The following is a 20853-nucleotide window of genomic DNA, read 5'->3' as shown; positions in this document are numbered from 1 at the left end:
CTACTCTTTGGATAACCAATTATACAGTGATGAGAGGGGAAAACAGCATGACTTTAAAAAAATATGTATTGGTAGGTACAGGTGGACGGGCTGAATTTTTCTATGGAGCTATAGCAAATACATACCGAGAGACTTCAGAATTAGTAGGACTATGTGATATCAATAGCACTCGCGCACGTCATGCTAATCAATTATTACAAGATAAATATAATTACCATGCTGTAGATCTATATACCGCAGATCAATTCGAGCAAATGATTCATGACAAACAGCCAGATGTTGTGATTGTCACCAGTGTCGATCGTACCCATCATCGTTATATTATCAAAGCACTGGAATTAGGATGCGATGTGATCACAGAAAAACCGATGACAGTAGACGAACATAAATGTCAGGAAATTATCGATGCAGTAGAGCGTACCGGTCAGAAAGTACGTGTGACATTTAATTATCGTTATGCTCCTCATCATACCAAAGCACGAGAATTGATTGCAGATGGCACGATTGGCGATGTGACTTCTGTTCATTTTGAATGGTTGTTGAATACCGAACATGGGGCAGATTATTTCCGTCGCTGGCATCGAGACAAGCGCAATAGCGGTGGATTATTAGTACACAAATCAACTCATCATTTCGATCTGGTGAACTTCTGGATCGGTTCACAACCGGATACGGTATTTGCTATGGGCGACTTATTATTTTATGGACGTGAAAATGCAGAAGAACGAGGAGAAACTCATTTTTATGCACGTTCTACAGGCAGCGAAGTCGCTAAAAATGATCCGTTTGCGTTACCACTGGATACCAACCCGAATCTAAAAGCGATGTATCTGGATGCTGAACATGAAGACGGTTATATTCGAGATCAGAGTGTGTTTGGAGATGGAATTAATATAGAGGACACAATGAGCGTTGTGGTTCGGTACAAAAATAAAGCTATGCTCACGTACTCTCTAAATGCTTATATGCCGTGGGAAGGATACCGTATTGCTTTTAACGGAACCAAAGGACGTATCGAAATGGAAGTTGTCGAGAAATCTTATGTAAATGCAGGCGGAGAAAAAGCAGACGAAGGTGCTCTCAAGCGCAAAACGATCAAAGTGTTCCCTATGTTCGCTGAAGCCTATGAAGTAGAAGTGGAAGAAAAAGAAGGCGGTCATGGCGGCGGTGATCCTGTTCTTCTGAACGATTTATTCGGCGAGCCTGTTGAAGATCCATTCCACCGCGCAGCCGATCATGTCGATGGAGCACGCTCTATTTTAACAGGCATAGCGGCTAATCAATCGATCCGTACTGGCTTACCTGTCAAAATCGATGGCTTGGTTCATTTTAACCAATAGAAGCTATTCATGATATGTACCTGCCTTTCTTGATGATAAAAGAAAGGCTTTTTCTTATTTCAGTCAATCGTATCGATAGTGATTGCAATCACTACGTTGGTATTAAGCGCATGTTACGATCTGTTTGAGAATAATTCTCAGTTAACAATAGGATTATCAAGCAGGGTCGATACGGAAGGAATGGATATCATGAGCGAATTAATTAATAACCGAGAACACCGTAGTTCGTTAGACAACAACCGCCAACAACTACTTAAAGAAATTATCAAAGAGCTTCATCAAGGTAAAAGTACGGAAGAAGTCAAAGCTAGATTTACAGAAGCCGTAGGTGATATTACGGTAGAGGAAATTTCGATTTTGGAACAATCCTTGATGGAAGACGAAGGGATTCCTGTTGAAGAGGTACAACGATTATGTAGTGTCCATGCAGCGATTTTCAAAGGCTCTATCCAAGATATTCATCGTTCTCATCAACCAGAAGAACAACCAGGACACCCTGTATATACATTAAAAAAAGAAAATGCAGAATTGGATCGTTTATTGCATTTCTCAATCAGTCTGCATCTAGATCAATTTCGTAAATCAGATGACGAGCATAACCGTCTTAAATTACTGGAAGATTTAAGTTTATTATATGATGTGGACAAACATTACAGTCGTAAAGAAAATTTGATTTTTCCGTTTTTAGAAAAGTACGGCATTTTCGGACCAACCAAAGTGATGTGGGGTGTCGATGATGCGATTCGTGGAGCGATCAAAGAAGCCAAACAATACCTGATCGATTACAATGGCAATGTAGAACAAGTGATTGCTTGTATCGAACAAGTCAGTCGTGAAGTCAGTGAGATGATTTTCAAAGAAGAACATATTTTACTACCTATGGCGCTGGATAAATTAACAGAAGATGAATGGGTATCGATTGCTCGGGAGAGTGACCAGATCGGATTTTGCTTAATTGATCCTGAACATGAATGGAAGCCTGACCGCCAGCCATTACCTGTACAGTCTACTGAAGAACGTTCAGGTTATATTCATCTCGAAACAGGCATACTTTCTGTACAGCAGTTAGAGCTGATGATGAATCATTTACCGGTTGATCTTACATTTATTGATGAAAATGATGTGGTTCGTTATTTCTCCCATGGCAAAGAACGAATCTTTGCTCGTACCAAAGCTGTGATCGGTCGAACTGTACAAAATTGTCATCCTCCACAAAGTGTTCATGTCGTTGAAGAATTGCTTCGAGATTTCAAAGCAGGCGTGAAAGATATAGAAGATTTCTGGATTCCGTTAAAAGATCAATTTATCTATATTCGTTATTTTGCGATTCGAGATCAAGAAGGTAAATACATGGGAACATTAGAATTCACACAAAATATCAAACCGATCCAAGCACTAGAAGGACAAAAACGTATTTTATCCTAAACTAGTGGCATGAATTATATAATAAAAAAGAACTGTTTTTATCGGCAAAGACACATCAATAAACAAAAAAAAGAAGTATTCTATAAAATATAGAATACTTCTTTTCGTTACGTCCCAGGAGGGATTCGAACCCCCGACCGACGCCTTAGAAGGGCGTTGCTCTATCCAGCTGAGCTACTGAGACAAATAGAATGTGCGTTTGAAGCGCAACAAAAATAGTATAGCACAGCATTAATAAGTAAGACAACACTTTTTTTAGATTGTAAAATATGGTGATGTAGTCATTCAAGAACTGTTACATACTTTTTGAAGCAGAGACAAGCTATGTTATAATCATAAAATCTTAATATTCATGAATATTTTTATCCTATTCATTATACAGTTAGCATTGAAATGTAGGAGGTGCTATTATAACGGACTCAACGAATTCACATACAGAATCATCAGGGAATGTTATTTTGTTTCCCAAAACGCTAGACTTTTATCAGATTGAATTAACCAATATGTTAGAGACCGAACGATACGGTGAAGCCATGGCTTTGCTGGATTTTTTACTGCATTGTCAGGGACAAAGCGAGCAACAGATGGAAGAGTGGGAATCGCTTTTGGGCTGGCTACGTATGAGTTTTCCAGAAGCCGCTATCGAAAGTAGTGCTTTGGATCAACAAGAAGATGAAGAAAATCATACAAATAGTGATACAATCATGCGAGATCGTATTAAAGGGAAGCAATCAGCAGACCATTCTTATGAATCTAAATTATTAGAAACAGCGATGGAACAGCCGGTAACCGAACGTACGTTGTTGGCACTTGAACAATTATCTTATCTCGATCAACCGAAGATCGATGATGAATTGATTGATTGGTTAAAAACAGGTAAGCAACATCCGTTAATTCAGTTCCGTATTTTGCAAACGTTGCGCAGGCGTGGACATTTGGGTAATGTAAGCTTTGAACGTGATCATGAATGGATAGAAGTTGAGATTGAAAATGTTCCTTTAGAGCCAGCCGAGTTTCCTTTAACGGCTATTCAGATTTTGGAGCGAGTGGCTGATAAAACAGAAAGCGATGCGCCTAATCTGTTTTATTTTGCTCAGGAACTATGGTCACAATTTATGATGGCTGCTTACGGTACTTCGAATTATCAGTACATTGTCAGAGGTGATGATGCCGAATTGGATATTTGGGCAGCTGCTCTTCACCAGACCGTTTCTGAGACGCTAGAAGGCACCAAGGAGGAAGAAAGCATCCGTCTCCTCTACGGCGTAACCGATAATATTCGCTTCCGCTATGAGCAAGCTTATCGCGCTATGCATCAATTTGTGTCAGGACAATTGCCACGTTCTTGATCCAAGAACAGAGAGTCCAGACCATCAAAGGAATCACGCTTGAAAAACCATCGATAGTTGTATATACTATAATGGTTATTCTGTACGTGAAATTAACATTTATACAATGTGAAATATTTTTTGGAGGGGAATACTTGAAATGACAGCAAAATGGGAAAAAACAGAAAAGAACCTTGGGGTTCTTGAGGTAGAAGTAGGTGCAGAGCGTGTAAGCGCGGCACTTGATAAAGCATTCAATACAGTAGTTAAAAAAACCAGCATCCCTGGTTTCCGCAAAGGTAAAGTGCCACGGTCTATTTTCGAAGCACGCTTTGGGGTAGAAAGTCTTTACAACGATGCAATCGATATCTTGCTTCCAGAAGCTTACTCTGAAGCTGTTGACGAAGCAGATATTTTCCCGGTTGATCGTCCTGAAATCGAAATCGAGCAATTCGCAAAAGGCGAAACTTTCAAATTCAAAGCTAAAGTTACTGTAAAACCTGAAGTTAAATTGGGCGAATACAAAGGACTAGAAGTACCTGTTGCTAAAGCTGAAGTTAGCGAAGAAGACGTGAACGAAGAATTAACACGTTTGCAACAACGTCATGCTGAATTGTCTGTACTTGAAGAAGGCGCTGCTGAAAACGGAGACGTAGTTGTTATTGACTTCGACGGTTCTGTAGATGGCGTTCAATTCGAAGGCGGACAAGCAGAGCGTTATTCTCTTGAATTGGGTTCTAACTCCTTTATCCCTGGATTTGAAGAGCAAGTAGTAGGTATGTCTACTGGTGACTTCAAAGACGTAAGTGTAACTTTCCCAGACAGCTACCATGCGGTAGAACTTGCTGGTAAAGATGCAGTATTCAAAGTAAAACTTCACGAAATCAAACGCAAAAATCTTCCTGAATTGGATGATGAGTTTGCTAAAGACGTAAGTGAATTCGATACTCTTGATGAGTTCAAAGCAGATTTGAAATCTCAAATCGCTACTCGTAAAGAAAACGAAGTAAAAGCAGCAAAAGAAACAGCAGCAGTTGAAAAAGCAGCTGAAAACGCTGAAGTAGAAATTCCTGAAGCAATGATCAGCTCTGAAACAGAAAACATGGTTCGTGACTTTGACAACCGTCTTCGTCAACAAGGTATGAATCTTGAAATGTACACAGGATTCTCTGGTCAAACAACAGATGATCTTAAAGAGCAAATGAAAGAAGAAGCTTCCAAACGCGTTCGTAACAACCTAGTGTTGGAACAAATCGCTAAAGAAGAAAACATCGAAGTTTCTGAAGAAGAAGTAACTGCGGAATTGGAAAAAATGGCTGGACAATTCCAACGTGATGCTGAAGAAGTTCGTAACATTCTTGCTGCGAATGGTTCTCTTGCAAGTCTTTCTGACGAAATCAAATTGCGTAAAACAATCGAAGTCTTAGTAGACAACAGCAAAGAAGTTGAGCCTGTAGCTGCTGAGCAAGCTGAGTAATTTTTAACTTTATATGGACGTTGCAAATATTTGCAACCTTTTTAGATAAGGCACGTATACATTTGCGTGCCTTATTTTTACCTATTTATATATAAAATGATTAGCACTGAAAAAATGACATGAGACACAGTACATGTTAAAATAGTTCTGTGTCATTATTTCTATGCTTTTTTATACGTCCTAATTTTCATGGCACAAGTCATGACAAAGAAAAGAGGTTGGTCTTATGAGTCTAGTACCTATGGTTGTCGAACAAACCAGTAGAGGTGAACGATCTTACGATATTTATTCAAGATTGCTCAAAGACCGTATCGTGTTTCTGAGCACGGCGATTGATGATGATGTAGCCAATCTCATTATTGCACAACTATTGTTTTTAGCTGCGGAAGATCCAGAGAAAGACATTCACCTATACATCAACTCTCCTGGTGGTTCTGTCACAGCAGGGATGGGTATATACGATACAATGCAATTCATTAAGCCGGATGTATCGACGATCTGTATCGGTATGGCTGCAAGCATGGGTTCACTGTTGTTAACAGCAGGTGCTCCAGGTAAGCGTTATGCACTTCCGAACAGCGAAGTTATGATTCATCAACCGCTTGGTGGTATTAGCGGACAAGCTTCAGATATGAAGATCCATGCTGAATGGATTATCAAAACACGTCAAAAATTGAACCAAATTTATGTAGAACGTACGGGTCAATCTTTAGACAAGATTGAAAAAGATACTGATCGCGATTATTTCTTAGAAGCTGAGGAAGCGAAAGCTTACGGAATTATAGATCAAATTCTCACTCGTCCGATCACAAGCTAAAGAGGGGTGTTTGCATGTTTAAATTTAATGATGAAAAAGGACAACTTAAATGTTCTTTTTGCGGAAAATCTCAAGATCAGGTCCGTAAGCTTGTAGCAGGTCCTGGTGTCTATATATGTGATGAATGTATCGAACTTTGCACAGAGATCGTTGAAGAGGAATTGGGACATGAAGAAGAGTTAGATCTTAAAGATATCCCAAAACCACAAGAAATCCGTGCGATTTTGGATCAATACGTTATCGGACAAGATCAAGCCAAAAAATCATTGTCTGTAGCGGTATATAATCACTACAAACGTGTAAATTCACAAAGTAAAATCGAAGACGTTGAATTGCAAAAAAGTAACATTATGCTTGTAGGACCAACAGGTTCTGGTAAAACGTTGCTTGCGCAAACAATGGCTCGTATCTTGAATGTGCCTTTCGCTATTGCTGATGCTACTTCACTAACAGAAGCAGGTTATGTAGGGGAAGATGTTGAAAACATCTTGCTTAAATTAATCCAAGCTGCTGATTATGATGTAGAAAAAGCAGAACGCGGCATTATCTATATCGATGAAATCGATAAAGTAGCTCGTAAATCTGAAAATCCTTCAATCACTCGTGACGTATCCGGTGAAGGTGTTCAGCAAGCATTGCTGAAAATCCTAGAAGGTACTGTTGCTTCTGTTCCACCACAAGGCGGACGTAAGCATCCTCATCAAGAATTTATTCAAATCGATACCACTAACATCTTGTTTATCGTAGGTGGTGCTTTTGACGGTCTGGAACAATATATCAAACGCCGGATCGGTAAAAAAGTAATCGGTTTTAACTCTAACAATGAAGGTCAAAAAGAATTGAAAGCAGGCGAATACTTGAGTATGGTATTGCCAGAAGATTTGCTTAAATTCGGATTGATTCCTGAATTTGTAGGACGTTTGCCAGTTATCTCTGCTCTAGAACCACTAGATGAAGAGACATTGGTACGTATTTTGTCCGAACCTAAAAATGCATTGGTAAAACAATATTCCAAAATGTTGGAAATGGACAATGTAGAATTAGTATTCGAACAAGGTGCACTTGAAGCGATTTCCCGTGAAGCGATCAAACGCAACACAGGTGCTCGTGGACTTCGTGCGATCATCGAAAGCATTATGCTTGATGTGATGTATGAAGTACCGTCTCGTGACGATGTAACCAAATGTGTTATTACTCAACAAGTCGTTGAGGACAAAGTGGTTCCAGAATTGCAGACAGGCAAAGATAAAAAGCAAGAAGAAAGTGCATAATAACTTGACGTAAAGGTTGAGTATGCGTTTCTTCTATGATGTTCATAGATAACGCGCCGGCCTTTTTCCTTTGTGGAATAAAGGCTGGTTTGCGATTAAGCCCACATGTAAGGGAGCAAAATAAATGTTTTTGAGAGAAAACACAAGACCGGTGAAAGTCGGAGATTTGACAATTGGTGGCAGTAATGAAGTCTTGATTCAAAGTATGTGTACAACCAAAACAGCAGATGTAGAAGCAACTGTAGCTGAAATCCTTCGTTTAGAAGAAGCAGGTTGTCAGCTTGTTCGTGTAACTGTTAATAACGAAGAAGCAGCAGAAGCAATTAAAGAAATCAAAAAACGTATTCATATCCCTCTAGTAGCGGATATACATTTTAACCATAAGTTAGCTTTACTTGCGATCGAAAATGGAATCGACAAAGTACGTATCAACCCGGGTAATATCGGTAGACGTGATAAAGTCGAAGCTGTTGTACGTGCTTGTAAAGAAAAAAATATTCCGATTCGTATCGGTGTAAATGCAGGATCACTTGAAAATCATTTGCTTGAGAAATACGGTTACCCAACACCAGAAGCAATGGTAGAAAGTGCATTATTCCATATCGGTATTTTGGAAGAACTGGATTTCCACGATATTATCGTTTCGCTTAAAGCATCTGATGTGCCAATGGCGATCGAAGCTTATAGCCAAGCGGCTAAAGTGATTCCTTATCCACTTCATTTAGGAATTACAGAAGCAGGAACATTGAATGCAGGAACAATCAAGAGTTCAGCAGGTATCGGTGCCCTATTAGCCTTAGGAATCGGTTCAACTGTACGTATTTCCTTGAGTGCTGATCCTGTAGAAGAAGTGAAAGTAGCTCGTGAACTTCTCAAAACATTCGGATTGATTACAAATGCAGCAACATTGGTATCTTGCCCAACTTGTGGACGTTTGGATATCGACCTATTCTCGATTGCGAATGAGGTTGAAGAGTATATTTCCAAATTGAAAGTGCCGATTAAAGTATCTGTATTGGGTTGCGCAGTAAATGGACCGGGTGAAGCGAAAGAAGCTGATATCGGTATCGCTGGTGCTCGTGGAGAAGGATTACTTTTCCGCTACGGTAAAATGATTCGTAAAGTGCCAGAAGCAGACATGGTTGTCGAATTGAAAAAAGAAATCGATGCGATTGTTGTCGCTTTTGAAGCAACAGGTAAAATTCCAGGTCGCGAAGAACGTCATGCACCTGCAGCTAAGTAAATATTTTGATTAATGATATAACGTAAACTTAAAGATACTGGTAGAGGAAGTTGCCTCAATCAGTATCTTTTTTTACATGAATTTAAGCTAAATTTGATCGGTTGGAGGATCATTGGTTTTTCAATGTGATATTTGGTAAACTAGGAATGATATAGGCAGTATGATACGCACAAGCATAGGAGGTTGAAAGCGATGGGACCAAATAAAAATAAGGGGCGTCGTTTTCCTTTACTGCCTTTGAGAGGACTACTTGTCTATCCAAGTATGGTATTGCATCTGGATGTAGGACGAGATAAATCTGTAAAGGCATTAGAAAAAGCGATGGTTGACGATAATTTAATTCTTCTTTGTTCGCAATCGGAAGTCAGCATCGAAGAGCCGAGCGAGGACGAGATTTTTAGAATCGGTACGGTAGCTAAAGTCAGACAAATGTTGAAGCTGCCTAATGGAACGATTCGTGTACTTGTTGAAGGTCTGGAACGTGCAGAAATTATTCAATATATTGATAATGAAGAATATTATGAAGTTCAAGCGAGAGAGCTACCGGAAGAAGAAACCAATGATCCGGAAGTTAGCGCATTGATGCGGACGGTATTGACTCAATTTGAACATTATATTAATTTGTCCAAAAAGGTAACACCAGAGACATTAGCAGCGGTATCTGATATTGAAGAACCGGGTCGATTAGCAGATGTAATTACCAGTCATCTATTGATCAAGATCAAAGACAAACAAGATATTTTGGAAACTGTAGATATTCGTGCTCGTTTGGAACGTTTGTTAGATATTTTAAATAATGAACGTGAAGTACTAGAATTAGAGCGCAAAATCAACCAACGTGTTAAAAAACAAATGGAAAAAACACAACGTGAATATTATTTGCGTGAACAAATGAAAGCGATCCAAAAAGAGCTAGGTGAAAAAGAAGGTAGAGCGGGTGAAGTGGAAGAATTGCGCCAGCAACTATCTGAACTTACGGTACCTGAGAAAGTGCAAGAGAAGATTGAAAAAGAAATCGATCGCTTAGAGAAAATGCCTGCTAGTTCTGCGGAAGGTAGTGTTATTCGCAACTATGTAGACTGGTTAATCAGCTTGCCGTGGTCGAAATCGACAGACGATGATCTGGATCTACATCATGCAGAAGAGATTTTGAATGAAGATCACTATGGACTCGACAAGCCCAAAGAACGTGTACTTGAGTATCTAGCGGTACAGAAATTAGTGAAAAAGCTAAAAGGTCCTATTCTTTGCCTAGTTGGACCTCCGGGTGTGGGTAAAACGTCACTCGCTCGTTCGATTGCCAAGTCATTAGGACGTGAATTTGTGCGTATTTCATTAGGTGGTGTACGTGATGAAGCTGAGATTCGTGGGCATCGTCGTACGTATGTAGGTGCTATGCCTGGACGTATTATTCAAGGAATGAAAACAGCAGGTTCAACCAATCCAGTATTTCTAATGGATGAAATTGATAAAATGGCTTCTGATTTCCGTGGCGATCCTTCGGCGGCATTGTTGGAAGTGCTTGATCCCGAGCAAAACAATACGTTTAGTGACCATTTTATCGAAGTGCCGTTTGACCTGTCGAACGTTATGTTTGTAACGACAGCCAATAGTGTACAAAGTATTCCTCGTCCATTATTGGATCGGATGGAGATGCTTTCTATTCCGGGATATACCGAACTTGAGAAAATGCAGATTGCTAAGCAGTATTTATTGCCTAAACAGACCGAAGAACATGGTCTAACGCCTGAGCAATTAGAAATTGGCGAAGAAGCTTTGTTACGCATGATTCGTGAGTATACACGTGAATCCGGTGTACGTAACTTAGAACAGCAAGTCGCTGCATTGTGTCGTAAAGCAGCGAAAGCGATTGTCTCGGATAATTTAGAAAAAGTATCGATTGAACCTGATCAAATCAAAGATTATTTAGGCGTACCTAAATTCCGTTATGGTTTGATTGAAAAAGAAGATCAAATCGGTAGTGTAACCGGACTAGCATGGACAGAAGTTGGCGGAGAAACGCTAACGATCGAAGTGACGGTTGTACCGGGTAGTGGTAAATTAATGCTGACAGGTAAACTAGGCGATGTCATGAAAGAATCAGCACAAGCTGCATTCAGTTACACACGCTCCAAAGCCAAAGCCCTGCATATCGCAGACGATTTCCATGAAAAAAATGATATTCATATTCATATTCCAGAAGGCGCTATTCCCAAAGACGGCCCTTCCGCAGGGATCACGATCGCAACAGCTCTTATTTCCGCATTGACCGGTCGCCCTGTATCCAAAGAAGTCGCTATGACAGGTGAGATCACACTACGTGGACGTGTATTGCCGATTGGTGGCTTAAAAGAAAAAACGCTAGCTGCTCACCGTGCAGGATACAAAAAAATCTTACTTCCTATGGATAACGAACGCGACTTACGTGACATCCCAGAAAGCGTAAGAAATGATCTTACCTTTGTTCCAGTATCTCATATGGATCAGGTACTAGAAGAAGCACTTATCGCTCCAAAAGAAACACCTGAAACGATCCAACCTTTAATCTAAAAAAGCTCAACTTCATAACAACCAACCAACGGAATCGTTCTATAAGCAGTAAATAGAGCGATTCCGTTTATTTGATGTGCTATACTATTACTAATCCGTTGTAAGGGACAGAGTATCTTTTGTAGCACGGAACGAAGCAAACGGTATTATTCGATAGAAGCGAAGCGTTCGCCTTTAAGATCGAATATCTACTGCAACCAGCAGTATTCCAAGATATTCGACCTTAACAGCGATCGACAGAATAATCCGTTTGTGGAGTGGTCAAGCTACTTGAGGCAATGTTTACCTTCAACTTCTAACTAAAGGGGAACTTGTAATTATGAAAGTAAATAGCGCGGAATTTATTATTAGCGCGGTGCGTCCGAACCAATACCCGGAAGATGGGTTGCCAGAGATTGCTCTAGCAGGACGATCTAATGTAGGTAAATCTTCAATGACTAACCGCTTGATTAGCCGTAAAAACCTGGCACGTACCAGTGCAACACCAGGTAAAACTCAACATCTTAACTACTATATGATCAACGAATCGATGTATTTCGTCGATTTTCCTGGATATGGTTATGCCAAAGTCTCCAAAAGCCAGCGTGAAGCTTGGGGTAAAATGATTGAAAAATATCTACTTGAGCGTGAAACATTACGTATGGTAGTACTGGTAATCGACCTTCGTCATCCGCCTTCCAAAGATGATGTGATTATGTATGAATGGCTTAAATACTACGAACGTGATGTGTGTATTGTAGCGACCAAAGCCGATAAGATTCCACGTAGTAAATGGGACAAGCATGTCAAAATCGTTAAGCACGGTTTGAGCTTTGTACCTGAAGATGATTTTGTGCTGTTTTCATCTGAAACAGGATTGGGTAAAGATGAATTATGGTCCGTCATCGAACGTTATGCTTTTGCACTTCCAGAGTCAGAAGAGGAAGAAGAGTATGCACAAGTAGAGAATGATAACGAAGAGCACCAACCAAAAACAGAAGAGTCCGAACCCCCTCATAGCAATCAATAAAGTCACGAACAGGTCAGCAAAACGAAGAAGTTTGTATAGAAAAGTGAGTATTCAGGCCGTTCTTTAGAACTTTACGGGGATTGTTCCGTTTTTTTCTGGAATATGGTGAAAATCATTCATCTTGATCACAAGCATAGCGTTTCGCAGATGATGTATAATGAATATATTGGAATGTTAAAAGAATTGAGGAGATTTTTATGGCTCAGCGGTTAGCCACAGAATATATTAAAGCCAGTTTACAGTTGTCGAAAGCTCAAATGTCCCAGTTTGTCCATTATGCCGAAGACCCTCAGATCCATCATCGAGTGAAAATACTTGATAACGGAAATCAGGAAATTGTTCTCGGAGTGAAAAACGGAGAAGAAGTGCATTTACCTTTTGACCTCAGAGAAGGAAGCTATGTCTGTGAGTTGTCTTTCCGCTTGGTAAACCCGCAGTTAACAAATATAGTACGCAAATTATTTGTTGCTTTTAAAGGTAATGGTGTTGTAAATCGCATTTATCATGGATTTACGATGAGATATCATTACGAACAGGGTTCTGTTCGCCAGATTGTAGAATGTACAGGCGAACATGAAAAAATGATTTACCAACACAAAAACACAGCAATAGATATGAAGAGCGAATGGCAATCCGTATCTGTTGAGACTGATATTGAATTAGTACGGAGTATAGTCGATCGATTATTAGATCAACGGTTAGCTTCAGAAGGACCGTACGATCAGATTGATCAAGAATTAAAGGTTCAGTCAAGTCGATTGTTCCGTATGGAAGCTTAACATCAGATCTAACGCCTGTTTTCCTTTGAAGGAGAACAGGTTTTTTTATTTTAACCGTATTATATTTATACATAAAAATGAATGAGCAATCTGCTGTAATAATGAATCTTTAAATATTTAATGAATATTGCAAAAAGGCTTGCATTTCATGGAGATAGATGTTATTTTTAATCTCGTTGAAAATAATATTAGGAACCAGGATTCACTCAGGACATAGTAATGTTGCGAGAGCTAAAACCCTCGGGAAGTGAATGACGTAGGTCCTAGCGGATGAAATTTTTCAAACATTTTATTCCTAGGAAGGGGGAACCGGAAGATGGAATACTCAACTTTCGGAAGACACGTTGCTGTTGATACTTGGGGTGTAGATTTTGATATGCTGAATAATGCTGAGGTTTTGCAAGCTCATATGGTTGATGCAGCTGAAGCATGCGGAGCAACAGTAATGTCTGTTCAAGCCAAACAATTCGAACCACAAGGTGCTACAGTACTTGTTTTGTTGTCGGAGAGTCACCTCTCGATTCACACATATCCTGAGAGAGGATTCGCGGCTATTGACTGCTATACCTGCGGAGAAACCGTAGATCCACAGTTAGCTATTGACTACCTGGTATCCGTTCTGAAACCTGAGAAAACGTATGCCAAAAAATTAGTTCGTGGTTTGGGAGAACTTCAAGTGGAAACACCTGAGATCAAATCCATTGAACTTATCAATCAATAATATAAACTTTGCTTGTACAAGCAAAAGATTAAAATGAAATAGGTTTTACACAATAGCCATAGGGGTTTACCTATGGCTATTTCTTTTGAAAGATGGGATTGGATGATATGAAATATTTTGATTATTGTCAATCATAAAGAAATTGTGTCTATTTTCCGATGATGATTTCATAAACATTTCATAAAAACGGCGAAATTCGTAATTTAGCTGTGATATAATTAACGTATTGTTAATGAACGTATAGAGAAATGACTTTTAGATTAGGCAGGTGAACTTGCAATGCACATCGTTGTTGTCGGATTGAATTACCGCACAGCACCCGTTGAAGTGAGAGAACGGTTTGCTATTGCGGACGAAGATTTACCGCAGGCGCTCCGGCAGCTCAGAGAAACTAAGAGTGTGTTGGAAGGGACTATTGTAGCGACTTGCAACCGTACGGAGATTTACGTGGTACTGGATCGTCTGCATATGTGTGGACATTTTATTCGTACCTTTATGGAGCAGTGGTTCGGTATTCCCCGTCAGGAATTTACACAGCATTTATATATATATGAAGATGAGCAAGCAATTAGTCATCTTTTTCGTGTAGCTTGTGGATTGGATTCGATGGTGCTCGGTGAGACTCAGATTTTGGGTCAAGTAAAGCGTTCATTCCAATGGGCGCAAGAAAATAAAGCTACAGGTACGTGGTTTAATATGTTGTTTAAGCAAGCTGTCACACTGGGCAAACGTGCACATTCAGAAACAATGATCGGTGAAAGTGCAGTTTCGATCAGTTACGCAGCAGTAGAATTAGGCAAGCGCATTTTCGGTGCTTTTCATAATAAAGTGATTATGATTCTAGGCGCTGGTAAAATGAGTGAGCTTACGGTGAAGCATCTCTATGCAAATGGAGCAGCTGAAGTGATTGTAGCGAACCGTACACTTGGACGTGCGCAAGAGCTTGCGCATAAGTTCAACGGTACCCCGTGTACAATCGAACAAGCGATGGATCGTTTGCATCAAGTGGATATTCTGATCAGTTCTACAGGAGCACAAGGTTATGTACTGAGTGCAGATACGCTTGCTCAAAGTATGAAATTGCGTAAGTCTCGTCCTTTGTTTATGATTGATATAGCGGTTCCGCGCGATATTGATCCAGCAATTGGCGATATTAGCAATGTATTTTTGTATGATATTGATGATTTAGAAGGCATTGTAGAAAGCAATATGGAAATGCGCCGCGCAGAATCGATTAAGATTGAGCGTATGATCCGTGAAGAAGTAGAATCTTTTAATCAATGGCTCAAAACATTGGGCGTACGTCCAGCGATTCGTGCTTTACAAGAACGTGGAGCCGATATTCATGCAGAGACACTAGAAAGTTTATTTAATAAATTACCAGAGTTAGATGAAAGACAACGTAAAGTGATCAGTCGTTTAACCAAGAGTATCGTGAATCAGATGAATCACGAACCTATTCATCGTATTAAAGAAATGGCTGCCGAGAAAGATGGGGCTGAAGTACTTGATTTGTTCACTCGAATATTTGCTTTAGAAGATCAGCTTGAAGATGCAGCAGATCAAGTCAATCAAAGCGAAGTTTCTAAAGCACAGTCGCCTGTGCAAGCTAATAAATTGGGATTAGAAGGTAGTTTTGGGTCTTTCGCTCCCGCAACCCTATAGGCAGGTGATTCGCTTTGACGCTTTTTAACCTGTTATACGATATTATTATTTATTTATACGCCCTGAGCCTTCTGTTTTATTTCTCGGATTGCATTCGTCGCAATCCGAGGGCGAAGCGGTTAGGCACAGGGTTTCTTATTTTGGTATTTGTGATCCAAATTGTCAGTATTACGATTCGAACGATAGAGGAGAGAACGTTACCTTTATTTTCAACGTATGACTTTTTCTTTGTACTGACTTTTATTTTAATATTGATTTCCTTTTTTATCGAAAAGGTATTGAAGACTGATTATGCCGTATTGCTGTTAAATGTAATCGGCTTTTGTGCTATGGTGCAAAATCGTCTTCATTCACCGGGTGAAGGTGTACTCCCTACAGGTTGGGATACGGTTCATGGACTATTAATTTTACATGTGATATTCGCTAATATTAGTTTTGCCGCTTATACAGTAGCTGCTGTTTTTGGTTCAATGTATCTATTTTTACATCGTAAATTAAAACAGAAAAAATGGGATAATACGGTTCGCCGTCTACCTAGCTTAGAAAGTATGGAAAAGTATACGTATACAGCGATGTTAATCGGTACGCCGGTACTGATTGTATCTTTAATTGTGGCATTGATGTCGATTGTAGCAGAAGGTCGATATATTCTTTTGCTCGATTCCAAAGTGGTGTTCACTTTGTTAGCGTTATGCGTATATGTAGCTTTCTTTGCAACAAAGAAAATGCGCAATTACTCAGCCAATACGATGGCAATCTGGGCAATCTTAGGATATATCTTGTTTATTTTAAATTTTGTTTCTAATTCTTGGTCTGCTTTTCATCAATGGGTGGGTGTATGAGTGATTCTATTCATTATCTACCTATTATGTTGGACTGTAGAGATCAAGCTTGTCTGATTGTAGGCGGTGGTCAAGTGGCTGAACGTAAAAGTATATCTCTACTTCAAGCAGGAGCGATACTTACGATTATCAGCCCTACACTGACTCCTAAGTTACAACAGTTAGTCAATCAGCAACAGTTGATCTGGCATGCTCGTGAGTATCAGACAGGAGATATAGCTTATCACTGTACTTCAGATGAGAAACTTAGTGAATTTGGTTACAGACCTTATTTTCTAGTACATGCAGTGACTTCGGTGCCAGAGATCAATAATCAGGTTGCTACCGAAGCCAAAACTTATCGTATTCCTGTAAATGTAGCTCATCAGCGTGAACAAAGTACATTTATCAATCCGAATGTGATTCGTCGTGGACGATTGACGATAGCTGTAACAACCTCAGGTGCAGGACCTTTAGCAGGTCGGTATATTGTAAAAGAAATCAATCAACATTTCGGTAACGAATATGAGATTTATATTGATTTTCTGTATCATTTACGAGAAACCATTGCTCAAAAAGTAAGCGATGAATCTTTACGTAAATCATTGCTACATCAAGCGATGTCACTTTCTATTTTAGAAGAGATTCGTCAGGGGATCTTTGAACCCTGGGATGAACAACAAATAGAACACTGGATCAACCAATCAATAGAATAATAGACTATTGAATACAATGGGCTCAGGAGATGAATATATGCGTACGATTGTAGTAGGGAGTAGACAAAGTGCTCTAGCTTTGACGCAGACTGGTCATGTGATTGATGCGTTAACAGCGATTAGTGAAGAGCAGGGATTAGATGTTCATTTTGAAATTAAAAAGATTATTACCAAAGGAGACCGTATTCTGGATGTGACTTTATCTAAAGTCGGCGGAAAAGGTCTATTTGTCAAAGAGATCGAGCAAGCGTTACTTGATGGTGAGATCGATATGGCTGTGCATAGTATGAAAGATATGCCTTCTGAATTACAAGAAGGGCTTATCAATGGAGCAATTCCTCCAAGAGTCGATCCTAGAGATTGCTTAATTACACGTACAGGTTGTTCCTTAGAAGAACTTCCTCAAGGAGCTAGACTGGGTACCAGTAGCTTGAGACGTGCAAGTCAGCTCAAGTTATATCGTCCTGATCTACAAATCGAATCGATTCGTGGGAATATTGATTCACGTTTGCGTAAGCTTGAAACCGAAGGCTTTGACGCTATTATGTTAGCAGCGGCAGGCTTGGAACGTATGGGCTGGTCTGATCGAATCACTTCCTTTTTACCGACAGAAATCTGTCTGCCAGCAGTAGGGCAAGGGGCACTTGGAATCGAATGTCGTGCAGATGATATTGAAATGTTGCAATTGCTGTCTTTGTATAATGATGATCTCACTGCGGTAACTGTAACAGCTGAACGTACTTTTTTGTCTGAATTAAATGGGGGCTGTCAGGTTCCTATTGGTGCCTATGCTGTACGTCTACAAAGTTCGGATGGGACTGAAGAGCAAAATATTATACAATTAACAGGAATGGTTGCTACACCGGATGGTAGTATTATGTTGAAAGAAACGATGCAGGGTACAGACCCTGTAGCATTGGGTATTGCTGTAGCAGCACAACTGAAAAGTCAGGGAGCAGATCGGATACTGGCAGAAGTAAGGGGATGAGTGTATGACCGGTAAAGTGTATTTGGTAGGGGCAGGTCCTGGAGCATTGAAGTTAATAACGCTTCGGGGCTGGGAATGCATAGGTCTTGCAGATGCCATTGTATATGATCGTCTAGCAAGTCCACGGTTGCTCAAGCAAGCCAAGCCAGGAGCCGAGAAAATCTATGTCGGCAAATTGCCTGATCGTCATACAATGAAGCAAGAAGAGATTAATCAGTTATTGGTTGATTTAGCTCTACAGGGCAAAGTGGTCGTGCGCCTTAAAGGTGGAGATCCGACGATCTTTGGTAGAGTAGCAGAAGAAGCTGAATTACTGCGTCAACATCAGATTCCCTACGAAATTGTACCGGGTATCAGTTCTTCGATTGCTGTGCCTGCTTATGCTGGTATTCCTGTAACTCATCGTGACTTTGCTTCTTCTTTATCGATTATTACAGGGCATGAGAGTCCAGATAAATTAGATCAAAGTATTCACTGGGATAAGGTGACTAACGCTACAGGTACACTTGTCTTTATGATGGGCGTTGCCAAGATCGGCTATATTAGCGAGCAATTGATGAAGCACGGACGACCCACTTCTACACCTGTAGCTTTGATCCGTTGGGGAACACGAGCGGAGCAGGAGACGTTGGTAGGTACACTTGAAGATATAGCAGCGAAAGTTGAAGCTGCACGATTCAAGCCCCCTGCTGTAATTGTGGTAGGCGAAGTGGTGAACCAGCGTGAACATTTAAAATGGGTCGAAGAGTTGCCTCTGTTCGGGAAGCGAATTCTGGTGACTCGTGCACGTAGCCAAGCGAGTGAACTGGTGAACCGAATCGATGAACTGGGTGGAGAACCTTACGAGTATCCAGTGATCGAGACAAGGTTACCTGTTGCTGAAGAAAGTATACGAAATATCGGTACAGCCTTATCGAATTTGCAAAAATATGATTGGGTATTCTTCACAAGTGTTAATGGAGTAGAGTACTTCTTTGAACATTTGAGACAACATGCTCAAGATATTCGTGCATTATATCGTGCGAAGATTGTAGCTGTCGGTCCTGCTACATTAGAGGCTTTACGATTGCATGGGATTACAGCTATGCCTTTACCAGAGAAGTTCCAAGCAGAAGGCTTGCTGGACAGCTTAGAAGGTCAATTACAAGCTGGACAGCATATTCTATTACCACGTGGCGACCTAGCACGCTCATGGTTACCCGATACACTGCGTACAATGAATATGGAAGTAACAGAGATTGATACGTATGAGACCGTTATGGTTGGAGAAGACGATATCGAATTGCGTAAGTTGCTGGAAGAAGAAGCCATTCATGCAGTGACATTTACCAGTTCTTCAACAGTCACTAATTTACTGGCTGCTTTAAAAAGTATGGGCATTGAAGATCCTGTACAAGCACTAGAGCACTCGATGATTGCTTGTATTGGTCCACAGACCGCTTTGACTGCTGAACAAGCAGGTCTCAAAGTAGGATTATTAGCTGAAGAAGCAACGATTGAAGGATTGTTAGATGTTCTTTGTCGTTGGAATGCTGATGTATTAATAGATGTGTAATATGTAAATTGATGATCGACATCAGATATGCCGACCTTGCAAGTGCTGGTCGGTTTTATTTATCTAGTCTAGCAAGAATGATAAGTACAAATAAGATATATACATTCAAGGAGGAATATCGTTATTATGAGCCAACCTTTTTCACGTCACCGTCGTCTTCGCAAAACGCCTGCTATTCGTAGCATGGTAAGAGAAACCATATTGCATAAAAGTGATTTTATTCAACCTGTTTTTGTTACGTATGGTACGAATGTAAAAGAAGAAATTTCGTCCATGCCTGGCGTATATAATTTTTCATTAGATACGATGCAAGCTGAAATTCAAGAAATAGTGGATCTGGGTATTCCAGCAGTATTAATATTTGCAGTCCCTGAAGTAAAAGATAGTGTAGGTACAGGTGCTTATGCTCAAGATGGTCTGGTACAACAAGCGACTCGTTGGATCAAAGCAAATTACCCGAACCTATTAGTGATTGCAGACACGTGTTTATGTGAATTTACAGATCATGGACATTGCGGTGTTGTACATGCACATGAATGTGATGGTCATATTGAAGCAGAAGTGGATAACGATGAATCATTAGCATTGTTGGTAAAAACAGCAGTATCCCAAGCGGAAGCAGGCGCAGATATTATTGCTCCTTCCAATATGATGGATGGATTTGTGTATGCGATTCGTGAAGGCTTAGATGCAGCAGGATATAAAGATATTCCGATCATGTCGTATGCAGTTAAATATGCGTCAGCATTCTACGGTCCATTCCGTGAAGCTGCTCAATCGGCACCACAATTTGGTGATCGCAAATCATATCAAATGGACCCTGCTAATGTGCGTGAAGCACTGCGTGAAGCAGAAAGTGATGTTGCTGAAGGCGCAGATATGTTGATGGTCAAACCATCTCTTGCTTATATGGACGTATTGCGTGCAGTGCGTGAGAACTTTGATCTTCCTTTGGTTGCTTATAATGTAAGTGGTGAATATGCAATGGTCAAAGCCGCTGCACAAAACGGATGGATTAATGAACGCGGGATCGTAACTGAAATGATGCTTGGCTTCAAACGTGCAGGAGCAGATATGATTATTACTTATTTCTCCAAAGACGTTGTGCGCTGGTTACGTGAAGAACAATAATTCAGCTAAAAATAAAT

General features: G+C 40.2%; 17 protein-coding genes and 1 tRNA gene. 17 read left to right on the top strand and 1 reads right to left on the bottom strand.

Annotation, left to right across the window (positions count from 1 at the left end; genetic code table 11):
• The first annotated feature begins 47 nt into the window (after window positions 1–47).
• Entirely contained in the window at window positions 48–1340 is a 1293-nt protein-coding gene (locus PO903_RS00290; RefSeq protein WP_273592331.1) for a Gfo/Idh/MocA family protein, read from the top strand.
• A 189-nt stretch (window positions 1341–1529) separates the two neighbouring features.
• Window positions 1530–2765 (top strand): DUF438 domain-containing protein, encoded by a 1236-nt coding sequence (locus PO903_RS00285; protein ID WP_273592330.1) that lies wholly within the window; start codon window positions 1530–1532, stop codon window positions 2763–2765.
• Window positions 2766–2875: 110 nt separating this feature from the next.
• Here PO903_RS00285 and PO903_RS00280 read toward each other — a convergent pair.
• Window positions 2876–2949, bottom strand: a tRNA-Arg gene (locus tag PO903_RS00280).
• 274 nt (window positions 2950–3223) lie between these two features.
• Between PO903_RS00280 and PO903_RS00275 the strand changes: the two genes are divergently transcribed.
• From PO903_RS00275 to hemB, 15 genes are all read left to right on the top strand, one after another.
• Entirely contained in the window at window positions 3224–4114 is an 891-nt protein-coding gene (locus PO903_RS00275; RefSeq protein ID WP_502921659.1) for a hypothetical protein, read from the top strand.
• Window positions 4115–4253: 139 nt separating this feature from the next.
• Entirely contained in the window at window positions 4254–5570 is a 1317-nt protein-coding gene (gene tig / locus PO903_RS00270; protein ID WP_069325533.1) for a trigger factor, read from the top strand.
• Between the two features lie 226 nt (window positions 5571–5796).
• On the top strand, window positions 5797–6387 hold the full coding sequence (gene clpP, locus PO903_RS00265; RefSeq protein ID WP_069325532.1) for an ATP-dependent Clp endopeptidase proteolytic subunit ClpP: 591 nt from the start codon (window positions 5797–5799) through the stop codon (window positions 6385–6387).
• A 14-nt stretch (window positions 6388–6401) separates the two neighbouring features.
• Window positions 6402–7658 carry an ATP-dependent protease ATP-binding subunit ClpX gene (clpX, locus tag PO903_RS00260; RefSeq protein WP_069325531.1) on the top strand — a complete coding sequence of 419 codons (1257 nt, stop codon included), beginning with the start codon at window positions 6402–6404 and terminating at the stop codon, window positions 7656–7658.
• Window positions 7659–7782: 124 nt separating this feature from the next.
• Entirely contained in the window at window positions 7783–8901 is a 1119-nt protein-coding gene (ispG, locus tag PO903_RS00255; protein WP_069325530.1) for a flavodoxin-dependent (E)-4-hydroxy-3-methylbut-2-enyl-diphosphate synthase, read from the top strand.
• Between the two features lie 192 nt (window positions 8902–9093).
• Window positions 9094–11451 (top strand): endopeptidase La, encoded by a 2358-nt coding sequence (gene lon / locus PO903_RS00250; protein WP_273592329.1) that lies wholly within the window; start codon window positions 9094–9096, stop codon window positions 11449–11451.
• Between the two features lie 319 nt (window positions 11452–11770).
• Window positions 11771–12460 carry a ribosome biogenesis GTP-binding protein YihA/YsxC gene (yihA, locus tag PO903_RS00245; protein WP_069325528.1) on the top strand — a complete coding sequence of 230 codons (690 nt, stop codon included), beginning with the start codon at window positions 11771–11773 and terminating at the stop codon, window positions 12458–12460.
• Between the two features lie 197 nt (window positions 12461–12657).
• On the top strand, window positions 12658–13239 hold the full coding sequence (locus PO903_RS00240; protein WP_137223570.1) for a non-ribosomal peptide synthetase module: 582 nt from the start codon (window positions 12658–12660) through the stop codon (window positions 13237–13239).
• 316 nt (window positions 13240–13555) lie between these two features.
• Window positions 13556–13960: an adenosylmethionine decarboxylase gene (gene speD / locus PO903_RS00235; RefSeq protein WP_069325526.1), complete on the top strand. Its 405-nt coding sequence runs from the start codon at window positions 13556–13558 to the stop codon at window positions 13958–13960.
• Window positions 13961–14239: 279 nt separating this feature from the next.
• Window positions 14240–15625: a glutamyl-tRNA reductase gene (hemA, locus tag PO903_RS00230; RefSeq protein ID WP_273592328.1), complete on the top strand. Its 1386-nt coding sequence runs from the start codon at window positions 14240–14242 to the stop codon at window positions 15623–15625.
• A 149-nt stretch (window positions 15626–15774) separates the two neighbouring features.
• Window positions 15775–16467 carry a cytochrome c biogenesis protein CcsA gene (gene ccsA / locus PO903_RS00225; protein ID WP_308642435.1) on the top strand — a complete coding sequence of 231 codons (693 nt, stop codon included), beginning with the start codon at window positions 15775–15777 and terminating at the stop codon, window positions 16465–16467.
• Window positions 16464–17162 (top strand): precorrin-2 dehydrogenase/sirohydrochlorin ferrochelatase family protein, encoded by a 699-nt coding sequence (locus PO903_RS00220; protein WP_273592327.1) that lies wholly within the window; start codon window positions 16464–16466, stop codon window positions 17160–17162. The genes ccsA and PO903_RS00220 overlap by 4 nt, the downstream gene beginning before the upstream one ends.
• Before the next feature lie 37 nt (window positions 17163–17199).
• Window positions 17200–18150 (top strand): hydroxymethylbilane synthase, encoded by a 951-nt coding sequence (gene hemC / locus PO903_RS00215; protein WP_069325522.1) that lies wholly within the window; start codon window positions 17200–17202, stop codon window positions 18148–18150.
• 4 nt (window positions 18151–18154) lie between these two features.
• Entirely contained in the window at window positions 18155–19705 is a 1551-nt protein-coding gene (gene cobA / locus PO903_RS00210; protein WP_273592326.1) for a uroporphyrinogen-III C-methyltransferase, read from the top strand.
• 126 nt (window positions 19706–19831) lie between these two features.
• Entirely contained in the window at window positions 19832–20836 is a 1005-nt protein-coding gene (gene hemB / locus PO903_RS00205) for a porphobilinogen synthase (protein ID WP_069325520.1), read from the top strand.
• The last annotated feature ends 17 nt before the right edge of the window (window positions 20837–20853 follow it).

Origin of the sequence: Paenibacillus sp. PK4536 (genome assembly GCF_028594455.2) — a bacterium.
Taxonomy (GTDB): Bacteria; Bacillota; Bacilli; order Paenibacillales; family Paenibacillaceae; genus Saccharibacillus; species Saccharibacillus nuruki.
The sequence above is the reverse complement of the archived record's forward strand: the minus strand, read 5'-3'. Positions and strand labels throughout refer to the sequence as shown.